The organism is Chitinophaga caeni, assembly GCF_002557795.1.
Classification (GTDB): Bacteria; Bacteroidota; Bacteroidia; order Chitinophagales; family Chitinophagaceae; genus Chitinophaga; species Chitinophaga caeni.
The window spans coordinates 1476824-1488443 of sequence record NZ_CP023777.1; the positions used below are offsets into that span (position 1 = coordinate 1476824).

Sequence of the window (11620 nt, forward strand, 5' to 3'; positions counted from 1 at the left end):
TCGCAGCCTAAAGTAAATTAGGGTGCAAAAGAAACAACTATTACTTATCTCGGCCGGCGTAATTATCCTGGTTGCTTTATATGCTTTTGGGCGTACAGTGCCGTCGCACGAAAATCATGATCATGGTCAAGCGCCTGCAATGGCTGCAGGTGATGGGCAAACTGTTGCCGTTGCCAACTTCGAAGATTTACTCCTGGAGGCAAAAAAACGGATCCCCGCCGAAAAGCTAACCCAGATTGAAGCGCTTGAACACGCGGTGGTTAGGGGAGATGTACATCATCAAGAAATTGCTGTCAATAAACAATTAGCTGCCGTTTGGGATACCTTGAACGAGCAGCCTATTGCCGCTTATTACCTCGGGAAAGCAGCCGAGTTGGAAAATTCGGAAAAAAGCCTCACCTTTGCGGCCAATTCGTTTTTAAACCACATGGGGCATATTCAAGATCCCGCCGTGGCACAGTGGATGGCCAACAACGCAATGGAACTCCTTACGAAAGCGAATGAGATCAATCCTTCGAACATTGATGTTAAAATCCAACTAGGTCAACTATTGGTGACTTCTTCTGAACCAATGAAGGGCATCGGTATGTTGATGGAGGTGGCTAACACGCATCCTGAAAATGTAGAAGTTCAATTGATCCTCGGCAACTTTGCAATTCAATCCGGCCAGTATGATAAAGCGATTGAAAGGATGAATAAGCTCTTGCAGAGGGATCCCGAAAACCCGAAAGCGCTCTTCCTTCTCGGTGAAGCGTATAGGAATAACGGGCAAATCGATAAAGCGAAAGAAGCTTTAGTTGCTTGTAGAAAACTCATCAATGACCCGGCATTAGCCGCGGAAATTGATGATTATATAAATGAATTACACTAATTTTTTTTGATAATCACTAAAATTTTTTGAGTATGCCTTGCGGTAAGAAAAGAAAAAGACATAAAATTGCTACCCATAAAAGGAAAAAAAGGCTGAGAAAAAATCGTCATAAGAAAGGCAAGAAATAATTTTTCTCCTGTTCCACGCCATATTATTTTGGCGTAGCCGGATAAATTTTTATACATCCTGCATGATTTTGGCTAACTTGCTAAGGTCATGCAGGTCTTTTTTCGGTAACCCGAAAATTATATTCCAAGCACTACCTGCATATATCACTAAACCCTTAAGCAATCCATCAAAAATTCGAAAGTGAATAGCAGCAGGATTCCCTGTGCCTGCTAATTCGCTATGAAAATGCTGTGAATCGTATTCATTACGGAGCATCAGCTTAAAGTGAAGTATTAATGGTTAAAATTTTGGACGCTTGAATAAGGAACTTATTATTAATGCAGCACCATCGGGTGTAGAAATTGCATTGCTGGAGGATAAGAAATTAGTGGAGCTGCATCATGAAAGTGGTAATCCGAATTTCGCTGTAGGGGACCTGTATCTTGGGAAAGTGAAAAAGTTAATCCCGGGTCTGAACGCTGCCTTCGTTGATGTTGGCTTCGAAAAAGATGCTTTCCTACATTATACGGATCTCAGCCCTTACGTTAGATCCATCCTCAAATTTACACAGTTGGCCATGCACGACAAGTCGCCGGATGGCTTCGATTTTTCCAAGTTCAAAAATGAAACGGAAATCGTTAAAACTGGTAAAATTACCGAGGTGTTGGGTGGGAAACCGAATATCCTCGTGCAAATCCTTAAGGAGCCTATCTCTTCTAAAGGACCCAGGCTGAGTTGCGAAATTTCGCTTCCCGGAAGATTTATCGTATTAACCCCTTTCAATGATATCGTCGCGGTATCTAAAAAAATTCATTCTTCCGAGGAAAGGAAAAGATTGCAGAAGATCGTTGAAGCCATCAAACCTCCCAATTTCGGCGTAATCGTTCGCACGGCTGCAGAAGGAAAAAAAACGGCGGAACTCCACGAAGATCTGACAGCGCTCGTTAATACCTGGAAAAATATCCAGGAGAATTTGAAAGGCTCGCAAGCGCCGCAGAAAATTCTCAGCGAGCAAACAAAAACAACTAGCATCCTCCGCGATTTACTGAACGAAAGCTTTAACCGTATCGTTGTAAATGATAAAAATATTTATACCGATGCCAAGAGCTATATCCAGAAAATTGCCCCGGAGAAACAAGATATCGTTACTTTTTATCACAATGGCGCGCCCATATTCGATCACTATGGGGTGACCAGGCAGGTGAAAGCCTCTTTCGGTAAAACGGTGAACCTCGATAGCGGGGTGTACCTCGTTATCGAAGCTACGGAAGCTTTGCACGTGATCGATGTCAACAGCGGCTACAAAAGTTCCAGCAATAACCAGGAACAAAACGCGCTGGCGTCTAACCTGGAAGCAGCCGCGGAAATTGCCCGCCAACTTCGTCTACGGGATTTAGGCGGTATCATCATTATCGATTTTATCGATATGAAACTACCGGAAAATAAGAAAACGGTATTTGAAGCCATGGAGAAATTCATGGGGGTAGATCGTGCGAAACATACGATCTTACCGATTTCAAAGTTCGGCCTGATGCAGATCACTAGGCAAAGGGTTAAACCGGAAGTGACCATCAGCGTAGCAGAAGATTGCCCGGCTTGTAAAGGTACCGGGAAGATTGGCGCTTCCATGTTGATTGTTGAAGATATTGAGAAGAACTTGCAATACCTGATCAATCATCAACACAAGGGACTAACCATCAGGGTGCATCCTATCCTGTATGCTTTCCTTACCAAGGGCTTTCTAACTTCCCGCCAATGGAAGTGGTATTTCAAGTTTAAGAAATGGGTCAAATTGAAAGCTGATTCCAATAACCATCTCACCGAATATCATTTCATCGATACCAATGATGAGGAGATTAAACTGTAACGAAAGGAATTGTAAAAGGGAGCTTCTGGCTCCCTTTTCTTTTATAAATAGGTTGCCATTTCCCCTAGATGTCAACAAAACGCATTGTTATTCATATCTTTATTTTATATTCCGGGGCGTCAACAACCCCGGCATTTGAATGTTATAAATGGCATCGAGAGAGATTGCATCTGTACTATTAACTTAATAACCCTACGTTTATGCGTTTTCATTTGAGATTTTTACTCCTAGCTAGTTGCGTGATGGCATTATTTGTTTCCTGTGAACAGGGAAGTGGGAAAAGGCAAGCCCCGATCATGAGAGATAGCACGCACTATACAGAGGAAGAGTATATTAACCTGGCTATTGATAGCAATCAACTCAATACATTTTTACAAAAGAATGCAGCATATGCCCCATATACAGATTTTATAAAAGATTTTTATACCAAGAGAGATTTTCACTATGCTTGGATCTCTGCTACCGGGCCAACAGAACAAGCATCGAGCTTCATTAACATGATCCGAACCGATGCCCATTTTGGTATTGGCGATAGCAGTCTTATGAATAAAGAACTCGGCGCGTTATTCGATACGCTCAACAACCGCGTCAATGATAAAGAGTGGAAGCCCAACGATAGCTTGGTTTCTAAAACCGAGATGTTAATGACAGCGCAGTTCTTCGCTTATGGAGACAAAGTTTGGGGAGGAATGACAGCAGATTCAGCGAAAGATTTGGAATGGTTTATCCCCCGGAAAAAGATGGATATGGCCAGCTTGCTTGACTCGCTAATTGCGAACCCTAACCAAGACTTAAGTGGCAATGAGCCTGTAAATAAGCAATACCGTTTATTAAGAAAGGAACTTTCCAGGATAAATAAAATAGCGGAAGAGATACCGCACGATTCTTTGTTCCTCGACAAAAAGACATATAAAAAAGGCGATTCCGCTGCCGTGATTGCCAAGGTTAAAGAACGCCTGCATGCTTGGGGCGATTTACCCAACTTGGATTCAAGCGCAATATTTGATGCGGGGCTAGACTCTGCTATTAGGCATTACCAGGGCCGCATGGGTCTAACGGTTAACGGCCAGTTGCAACAGGCAACTATTAATTCTTTGAATGTGCCCGTTGCAAAACTGGTAGAAAAGATATTGATTAATATGGAGCGTTTGCGCTGGGTGCCGGTAGATGTGAAGGGGGAGTATATCCTGGTAAACATCCCGGAATTTAAATTGCATGTTTTTGATCACGATTCTTTAGCATGGAGTTGTAACGTGGTAGTGGGAACGCCCGGCGCCAGCACGGTGATCTTTAGCCGCGAAATGAAATACGTTGTCTTCGCACCGTATTGGAATGTGCCACCGGGAATTTTATCTAGGGAAATATTACCGGCAGTAAAACGCAATCCATCATACCTGGCAAGGCATAACATGGAAGTGGTAGGTGCCAGCGGTAAGGTGATACCAACTTCATCTATAAGCTGGTCGAAATATACGGGTAGAAATTTCCCCTATATCATACGGCAGAAGCCGGGTCGCTCCAATTCCCTGGGAAAGGTAAAGTTTCTATTTCCCAACGAGTATAACATCTATTTACACGATACCCCTTCGAAACATCTTTTCCAAGAAACGAAACGATCTTTCAGCCATGGCTGCATCCGTGTTTCCGAACCCCGTAGGCTAGCCGAATATTTGCTTCGACATGATTCCACTTGGACCGATAAAAAGATCGATGAAGCGATGAATGCGAAGAAGGAAAAATACGTGGTGCTGAAAGATAAAGTACCCGTGTTTATAGGTTATTTTACAGCTTGGGTAAATCATAACGGCGTATTGAATTTCCGTAACGATGTTTATGGGCATGATGCGCAGCTAGCAAAGCAGTTGTTTTCGAAGGAGTAGGTAGTATCTGTTTATCTTCTTACTGTTGGAGAATTTTTTTCAGGATAAATTCTTCTGAATGATTTTAGGCTGGGTAGTTTTTTTCCTGATTTTTAGTTATAATGTTTTCATTATGTTTAAACTTTTAAATAAATTAAATACAGCGCCGAGAGTTAAAAGTAAGTTAGTTTTGAAGTTGGAGAAAGACGGGTATACGAAAGACATACTGGAGGCCATTAGGGCTGAAAGAGAAGAAAGTAATAATACTGCTAAGGGATCATCAAATGATGGTAGAATTACAGTAGTCCGTGTGGGGGCACATACAGGAAATTAGGTTAACCCGCCTGTAGAATAATTGATCTCACACCTTTTTAATTGTTAATCTTACCGCAGCTTTTTATAGCCTTGAAACTTTCGAATAAGTTTATATTATGAATATAGCGCCGGCTACCCTTGCCTTGTTAATCCTTCTTTACCAGGGACTTTTATTTAGGAGATTTTATTATACTTCCGAGTTCTCAAAATCTTATTCTCCGCATTTTTTGCATAATATATATCTTCTATCATGTAAACAACTAGAAATAGCACTACCGTATAGCGAAATCCACCCTTCTCCGATCATATAACTTGTTTCCCAATGAATAAATTACCAGGATCGAAAACACTAGCATAATAAGGCTTATCAATAAAATCCCGATAATCTCCTGGTAGTTAGTGCCGTAAATAATAGGCATTGATATTCCCTTTACCGAGCAAATAGCGAGGATTACATTGCGAAGTAAATGAAAGTATATACACATGCATAAATCTTTTAAGGCAATGTATAGGCTGCCGCTAATCAATCCGAATAAAGACAATTCCAATATATGTTGCCCCTCAAGATGAATAGCGGTGTACAGGATTGCACTGAGTACCAAGGCAATGCCGGCATGGTATTGCTTCATCAATGTGGGTAATACCATGCCCCTGAATATGAATTCTTCGAGGAAAGCAATCAAGATAACGCTGCCGAATACCTGGAATATATTATCAGTGCGTACGGTGAACGTGTCAAGCAATTGTATTTGTGGCGAAATTTCTAGGTTACTTACAGCGTTACAGAAACCGATGTAACCGATGCATGCAATGCTTGTAAGCATTAATAATGCCGGGCTAACTACAAAGCGGGGTATAAACTTGAAATGTACTTTCTTATTAAAGTATAGATGAAAAAAAACACCCCAGCCGAGAAAAATATACATGTAGAAGGAAAAGTCCTGCCATGATAATGTTTCTTCCAGGAAGAAACTTACCAGCAGCCCTAATAAGTATACAATGGACAGTGCCAGCCACTTGGCAAGTGAAACGCCACGATTAGATTGAATATACATAGGATAATGATTTGGGTAACAATCCAGTCTTTAACATTTAAGCGGTAAATATAGGTTAGACGTAATGTTGGTTCGAGTTGAACAGGGTAGGAACAAATTACAATAATTTCTCGAATTAGCCTTTGTCGATATTAAAATATATCAAATTCCAACGGCGTATTATATTTTTGTACCCTATGGAAAAAATAATTATCAATACTAAGAATGCCCCGGCTCCAATCGGACCATATAACCAGGCTGTAAAAGCCGGAAATACCTTGTACATCTCAGGTCAAATACCGGTAAATCCCGCTACGGATGAATTGGTAAGCGGCGACATCAAGGCAGAAACGGAGCAGGTGATGCTCAACCTTAAAAGTATATTGGAAGAAGCCGGCCTGGGCTTCGACAATGTTGTAAAATCAACCATCTTTATTATGAATATGGGCGATTTCAGCCAGATCAACGAAGTGTATGGTAAATTCTTTACCGGGCAATTTCCGGCCCGTGAAACCGTTCAAGTGGCTGCTTTACCTAAAGGTGTAAACGTGGAAATCTCGATGATCGCCGTAGGTTAATACAGCTCCCTTGGGCTAATTGCCGCAATTCCAGTAAATTGCCGGAAATTACCTGCCATGAAAATTTTAATTTCCGGTGACGCACACCGTTGGCAATTATTGCAACAGAAAGATTTTTCCCAGCATCAAGTATTTTATTTCGAAAATATTGCCGATGTGAAAGATTGGTCGCAGTATGATTGGGCAATGGATCTTTCGTTGGATGAGGAACCGGGGAGATTACATTATTATTTGATGTACCCGGAATTACCCTTGTTGGCAGCGAGGGTAAAAGACTCCTTATCATCTTTATGGCCTGTGATCGGTAAAGCCAGGGAAAAGAATGTGTTCGGCGCTAATTTTTTACCCGGTTTTATCGAGAGCGATTTAATGGAAGTAAGTGCCGCGTTAAACGCTGATACTGGTAAGCTTAAATCCTTGATGGAGCGTTTGGGTTGGGCGTATGATATCGTGGAGGATTCCGTTGGTTTAGTGAGGCCCAGGGTCGTATGCATGATTATTAACGAGGCATACATGACGGCCGGGGAAGGTACCGCTACAAAAGAAGATATTGATATTTCGATGAAGCTCGGTACCAATTACCCATATGGCCCGTTTGAATGGGCGGAAAAGATCGGGATTCAAAATGTGTACGAAGTATTGCAAGCGGTTCGCGAAGCCACTGGAGACAACCGTTACCTTGTGAGCGAAGCGCTGGAGCAGCAATTTTTTGAGAGTAAGAAATAGTAAAAGAGCATCATTCGTGGGATATATTTTACATATTGATACGGCAACAGCTATAGGTTCCGTGTGTTTAGCTAAAGATGGACAAGAGATCGCAACCGTTGTAAACGAACAACAGAAAGATCATGCTGCGAGCATGATTCCAATTATTCAAAGTATTTTGAAAGATGCGGGTATTCGTGGCCAAGATTTAGATGCAATAGCTGTTAGCGCTGGACCCGGGTCTTATACGGGCTTGAGGGTCGGCGTGGCAACTGCGAAAGGCTTGGCATATACCTGGGAAAAACCCTTGATCGCCATTTCAACTTTACAAATGATGGCGCAAGGGATGTATGCAATTACCGGGGACGAAAATGCATTTTATGTTCCGATGATCGATGCCCGGCGGATGGAAGTGTTTACCGCGGTATATGATTCAAGTTTAAAAATCATCGATACGCCGGGGGCAAAAATATTGGAACCAACCACTTTTCAAGAGATATTAAAAGAACATACCGTGTATTTTTTCGGGGATGGCGCTGCTAAATGGCAGCAGTTACTGCCCCCCATAGAAAAAGCCCATTTTCCTACCTATACAATATCAGCTGCACATATGATTCCTTTAGCAGCAAAGGCTTACAGGGATTCTGATTTCGCTGACCTAGCTTATTTTGGACCCGATTATCTGAAGGCATTCTATCACCCTTCTAAGAAGTAATACCAGCAAGGCTTTAACAAAGATTTAAGATAAGTGGAATATTTTTAATACTCTAAGGGTACTAATTATATATGTCATATAATTGTAAAATGTAGCCAATTCATTGGTTATTCTGGTGGTATGTCCAAAAAGAAGTTATAGAAATTTTTTTTATTGCGTCAGATATTATAATTTTGTATAATCAATATCCGGGATTGTTTTCTAACGATCTCGTTTTTACTGTCCGTTGATCCCTGTCATTTCATTATTTTAAAAACTATTTTGCGATGGAAAAAACATTATTAACCACCTCTTCCAATACCCTAATTATCTCTAGAGGTGCGAATGAAAAAGATCAGATCAAATTGGATTACATTGCCGTTAAAAAAGCAGCAGCTGTGTTGAGGGCTATCAATCATAAGCTGCGTCAACAAATGATTAAGTTGTTGGAAGATCACAAGCGCATGACAGTAACGGAAATTTATGTGAAATTGAGATTGGAGCAGTCCGTGGCGTCACAACACCTTGCAATCTTGCGTAGAGCAGGTATTGTAATTACAGAGAGAGATGGTAAATTCATTCATTATACCATTAACAAGCAAAGAATTGCTGAAGTGGCAAAATTTGTGGAAGAATTAGTAGGTTAATTTTATTAACTTATAAATTCCAATTACCATATTTTTCGTAGCCGGGCCCAATGGGAAGTCCGGCTACTTTTGTCTTTGCCTCATTTTTTGCCTCTCTTTTACTTGCAACTCTTTACACGGGCATGATCTTCTGTTGCGCCCGGCTCGGAACTTATTTGTATTTTTGCCAAAATCAAAAACCTATGTTCGTAAAGCAGTTGTATACTAATTGCCTTTCCGAAGCTGCTTATTTTATCGAGTCCAACGGTATTGCCGCTGTGATTGATCCATTACGCGATATCGATGCTTATATAGACTTAGCCAAAGAAAGGAACGCCACTATTAAATATATCTTTGAAACGCATTTCCACGCGGATTTCGTTTCCGGTCACCTCGATCTCGCTGCTGCCACGGGAGCCACGATCGTATATGGTCCGGACACCACTACCAATTTTCCTGTTCATATTGCCAAAGATGGCGAAGTGTTCGAAATCGGCGCGCTGCAAATTAAAGCAATCCATACTCCCGGGCATACCCTGGAATCTACCTGTTATTTATTGTCGGACGAAAAATCTGAACCATATTGCCTCTTTACAGGCGATACGCTCTTCGTGGGAGATGTAGGCAGGCCGGACTTGTTCAGCGGTAACCTGGGCAAAGAAGAGTTGGCGGCGATGTTATTCGACTCTTTGAATAACAAGATCAAGACATTACCCGATCACGTGATCGTTTACCCGGCACACGGCCCCGGCTCTTCCTGTGGAAAGAACCTCGGTCCGAATACTTCCAGCACCATCGGGGAGCAAAAAGAGAGCAATTATGCATTGTTGGCCGAAGATAAAGCTGCTTTTATCCTGGAAGTAACCAGCGGTTTAAGCACGCCTCCTCAATATTTTCCCATCAATGCCAAGATTAACCGCGAAGGTTACGGGGCGCTGGATGAGATTATCCGTAAAGGTATGACGGCATTGGAAGCGGCGGATGTTAAAGAAAAAGTAAAGGATGGCGCCATCTTACTCGATACCCGCAATGCAAATGAGTTCGTGGAAGGGTTTATCCCCGGCAGTATCAGTATTGGACTGGAAGGGCGTTTTGCTGAATGGGCAGGTAGCTTGTTATCTTTTAAAGACCCGGTTGTCCTTGTTACACCGGAAGGAAGGGAAGAAGAAACGATCGTTCGCTTGGCCCGCGTCGGTTTTGAAAATGTAATCGGTTATGTAAAAGGGGGTTACGAAGCATGGAAAACTGCTGGTAACCAGATAGATATGATCATCACCGTGGAAGCTGATGAATTGGCGATGGATATTCCGCATGATCAGAACCTCGTGATCGTGGATGTTCGGAAACCCAGCGAGTATGAAAGTGGCCATATAAAAGGAGCTATCAATATTTCTTTGAACGAAATGACTGATCCCGGTAGCATGGCAGACCTTGACGAGAATCAAAATCTTTATGTACACTGCCAGGGCGGTTACCGTAGCGTAATTGCTTGCTCCATGCTAAAACGCCAAGGTATTCACAACTTGCGTAACGTTGGCGGGGGCTTTGCCATAATGAAAGATACGAAGGGCTTGGAAGTAGTACAAGAAAAGAATGTATTGAATTAAACAATCGGCGCTATTGAAGCGTTATTAGGATATATCATACCCTGGGAAGAACTCCCGGGGTATTTTTTTGCGGGATATTGGTGCAGATTTTGCAACTATAACCCACAGAATCATGAATTTCAACACCCCGTAATCTACCGTGATAACTCCTTTTTAATTGATTTATAGGCCGTATAAAAAATAATTAGCATGGTTTATTATTGAAATATTATCTTATTATTATTTTATATCTCATTGCTTTACAATTATTTAAAATGTAGTTCTTTTGGCTGATCCGGGTGAAATCGCTAAATTCCTAAAAACTTTCATTTATGAAAAAACAATCCATTTTAATTGTATGCCTCGCACTCATGGGAACCATCTTGTTTGCTTGTAAGCCTAATGATGCAGCGCTCCAAAAAGATCTTAACAACAAAATTGCTGTCGTGACCGGTGGTGTAACCGTTGACGTGAAAAATGGTGTTGCTACCTTGAGCGGTGAAGTTCAAGACGAAGCTACCAAGTCGCTGGTAGAAGAAACGGCGAAAGGTGTGAAAGGCATTAAAAGTGTCACGAACAATTTAACCGTAACCCCACCTCCTCCGCCCCCGGTAGAAATTAGCCCGGATGATATGTTGAAATCAACCATCGATTCTTCCTTGCAGGCGAAAGGTATTACCGGTGTAAATGTCGCCGTGATGGATGGTGAGGTAACCTTAACCGGGGAAGCTCCGAAAGATAAATTAAAAGAAATAATGCAGGTTGCACAGGAAGCGAAACCTAAAAAAGTAGTGAACCAAATCACTTTGAAATAATTTGTACTTAAATACACATTCAACCTAAAAAAATCTTACATCATGGGATTACAAGATAAATACAAGGCGATCATCGACCAGGCCAATAGTGCCGGTGTGGTAGCTTTGAAAGTAACAGAAAATGATGGTGTATTGTACATCAATGGTGAAGCGCCTTCTGCTAATGTAAAGGATGAGCTGTGGAGCACGTACGAAAGGTTGGATCCTGAAATGCGCTCGGCAGACTTAGTGATGGATATCAAGGTTTCAGGTGGTGGCGCCGCTGCTCCTGCAACTTACGAAGTAAAACCCGGCGATAGTCTTTCGAAGATCGCGAAGAACTACCCCGGCGTTTCTTGGCAGGATATCTTCAATGCAAACAAGGATCAAATCAAGGACCCTAATATGATTCACCCCGGGCAAAAACTTAAAATCCCGGTGCAATAATTAGGTAGGTCTTCAATTTAAAAGGCATACTTGCTAATTTTTTATTCATATTGAAATAAAAATTGAAGCAGGTATGCCTTTATATTTATTATCATTGTTGTCCGACTAAAATTGCATTCAATTTACTTGGATTCCT

Annotated in this window: 14 protein-coding genes; 11 read left to right on the forward strand and 3 right to left on the reverse strand. The window is 41.7% G+C overall.

Translation table 11 applies throughout. The annotated features are described in order from the left end of the window. Positions 1-22: 22 nt before the first annotated feature. Positions 23-871, forward strand: coding sequence for a tetratricopeptide repeat protein (locus COR50_RS06240; protein WP_098193194.1), 849 nt, complete (start codon positions 23-25; stop codon positions 869-871). Here the strand turns inward: COR50_RS06240 and COR50_RS22685 are convergent. Together COR50_RS22685 and COR50_RS22420 are read right to left on the reverse strand one after the other, a co-directional pair. Then, positions 868-1056 (reverse strand): hypothetical protein, encoded by a 189-nt coding sequence (locus COR50_RS22685; RefSeq protein WP_198405789.1) that lies wholly within the window; start codon positions 1054-1056, stop codon positions 868-870. The genes COR50_RS06240 and COR50_RS22685 overlap by 4 nt on opposite strands. Next, positions 1049-1255, reverse strand: coding sequence for a hypothetical protein (locus tag COR50_RS22420; protein WP_098193195.1), 207 nt, complete (start codon positions 1253-1255; stop codon positions 1049-1051). The genes COR50_RS22685 and COR50_RS22420 overlap by 8 nt, the downstream gene beginning before the upstream one ends. A 40-nt stretch (positions 1256-1295) precedes the next feature. Here COR50_RS22420 and COR50_RS06250 point away from each other — a divergent pair, with 40 nt between their 5' ends. The 3 genes from COR50_RS06250 (at position 1296) to COR50_RS06260 (ending at position 5039) form a co-directional block, all read left to right on the forward strand. After that, positions 1296-2846, forward strand: coding sequence for an Rne/Rng family ribonuclease (locus tag COR50_RS06250; RefSeq protein WP_098193196.1), 1551 nt, complete (start codon positions 1296-1298; stop codon positions 2844-2846). A 200-nt stretch (positions 2847-3046) separates the two neighbouring features. Further along, on the forward strand, positions 3047-4726 hold the full coding sequence (locus COR50_RS06255) for a L,D-transpeptidase family protein (protein WP_098193197.1): 1680 nt from the start codon (positions 3047-3049) through the stop codon (positions 4724-4726). Between the two features lie 58 nt (positions 4727-4784). Then, a complete protein-coding gene (locus COR50_RS06260; RefSeq protein ID WP_098193198.1) occupies positions 4785-5039 on the forward strand; it encodes a hypothetical protein in 255 nt (84 codons plus the stop codon). 253 nt (positions 5040-5292) lie between these two features. On the opposite strand, the gene COR50_RS06265 is transcribed toward COR50_RS06260, so the two are convergent. Further along, positions 5293-6075 (reverse strand): CPBP family intramembrane glutamic endopeptidase, encoded by a 783-nt coding sequence (locus COR50_RS06265; protein ID WP_098193199.1) that lies wholly within the window; start codon positions 6073-6075, stop codon positions 5293-5295. 176 nt (positions 6076-6251) lie between these two features. Between COR50_RS06265 and COR50_RS06270 the strand changes: the two genes are divergently transcribed. The 7 genes from COR50_RS06270 (at position 6252) to COR50_RS06300 (ending at position 11484) form a co-directional block, all read left to right on the forward strand. Further along, positions 6252-6632, forward strand: coding sequence for a RidA family protein (locus COR50_RS06270; protein ID WP_098193200.1), 381 nt, complete (start codon positions 6252-6254; stop codon positions 6630-6632). Positions 6633-6689: 57 nt separating this feature from the next. Further along, a complete protein-coding gene (locus COR50_RS06275) occupies positions 6690-7358 on the forward strand; it encodes a 3-hydroxyacyl-CoA dehydrogenase family protein (protein ID WP_098193201.1) in 669 nt (222 codons plus the stop codon). A 16-nt stretch (positions 7359-7374) separates the two neighbouring features. Then, on the forward strand, positions 7375-8052 hold the full coding sequence (tsaB, locus tag COR50_RS06280; RefSeq protein WP_157760650.1) for a tRNA (adenosine(37)-N6)-threonylcarbamoyltransferase complex dimerization subunit type 1 TsaB: 678 nt from the start codon (positions 7375-7377) through the stop codon (positions 8050-8052). A gap of 266 nt (positions 8053-8318) precedes the next feature. Next, entirely contained in the window at positions 8319-8678 is a 360-nt protein-coding gene (locus COR50_RS06285; RefSeq protein WP_098193203.1) for an ArsR/SmtB family transcription factor, read from the forward strand. 182 nt (positions 8679-8860) lie between these two features. Beyond that, the gene (locus COR50_RS06290) at positions 8861-10264 is read left to right on the forward strand and encodes an MBL fold metallo-hydrolase (RefSeq protein WP_098193204.1); all 1404 of its coding nucleotides are present in this window, start codon (positions 8861-8863) and stop codon (positions 10262-10264) included. Positions 10265-10575: 311 nt separating this feature from the next. Further along, positions 10576-11058, forward strand: a complete 483-nt coding sequence (locus COR50_RS06295) for a BON domain-containing protein (protein ID WP_098193205.1) — start codon at positions 10576-10578, stop codon at positions 11056-11058. 42 nt (positions 11059-11100) lie between these two features. Beyond that, positions 11101-11484, forward strand: coding sequence for a LysM peptidoglycan-binding domain-containing protein (locus COR50_RS06300; RefSeq protein ID WP_098193206.1), 384 nt, complete (start codon positions 11101-11103; stop codon positions 11482-11484). Positions 11485-11620 lie beyond the last annotated feature (136 nt).

What these genes read in the sequence shown, in the direction of transcription:
- COR50_RS22685 (WP_198405789.1), bottom strand. Translation starts at nt 1,056, where the DNA reads ATGTATAAAAATTTATCCGGCTACGCCAAAATAATATGGCGTGGAACA.
- COR50_RS22420 (WP_098193195.1), bottom strand. Translation starts at nt 1,255, where the DNA reads ATGCTCCGTAATGAATACGATTCACAGCATTTTCATAGCGAATTAGCA.
- COR50_RS06255 (WP_098193197.1), top strand. Translation starts at nt 3,047, where the DNA reads ATGCGTTTTCATTTGAGATTTTTACTCCTAGCTAGTTGCGTGATGGCA.
- COR50_RS06260 (WP_098193198.1), top strand. Translation starts at nt 4,785, where the DNA reads ATGATTTTAGGCTGGGTAGTTTTTTTCCTGATTTTTAGTTATAATGTT.
- COR50_RS06265 (WP_098193199.1), bottom strand. Translation starts at nt 6,075, where the DNA reads ATGTATATTCAATCTAATCGTGGCGTTTCACTTGCCAAGTGGCTGGCA.
- COR50_RS06270 (WP_098193200.1), top strand. Translation starts at nt 6,252, where the DNA reads ATGGAAAAAATAATTATCAATACTAAGAATGCCCCGGCTCCAATCGGA.
- COR50_RS06275 (WP_098193201.1), top strand. Translation starts at nt 6,690, where the DNA reads ATGAAAATTTTAATTTCCGGTGACGCACACCGTTGGCAATTATTGCAA.
- COR50_RS06285 (WP_098193203.1), top strand. Translation starts at nt 8,319, where the DNA reads ATGGAAAAAACATTATTAACCACCTCTTCCAATACCCTAATTATCTCT.
- COR50_RS06290 (WP_098193204.1), top strand. Translation starts at nt 8,861, where the DNA reads ATGTTCGTAAAGCAGTTGTATACTAATTGCCTTTCCGAAGCTGCTTAT.
- COR50_RS06295 (WP_098193205.1), top strand. Translation starts at nt 10,576, where the DNA reads ATGAAAAAACAATCCATTTTAATTGTATGCCTCGCACTCATGGGAACC.
- COR50_RS06300 (WP_098193206.1), top strand. Translation starts at nt 11,101, where the DNA reads ATGGGATTACAAGATAAATACAAGGCGATCATCGACCAGGCCAATAGT.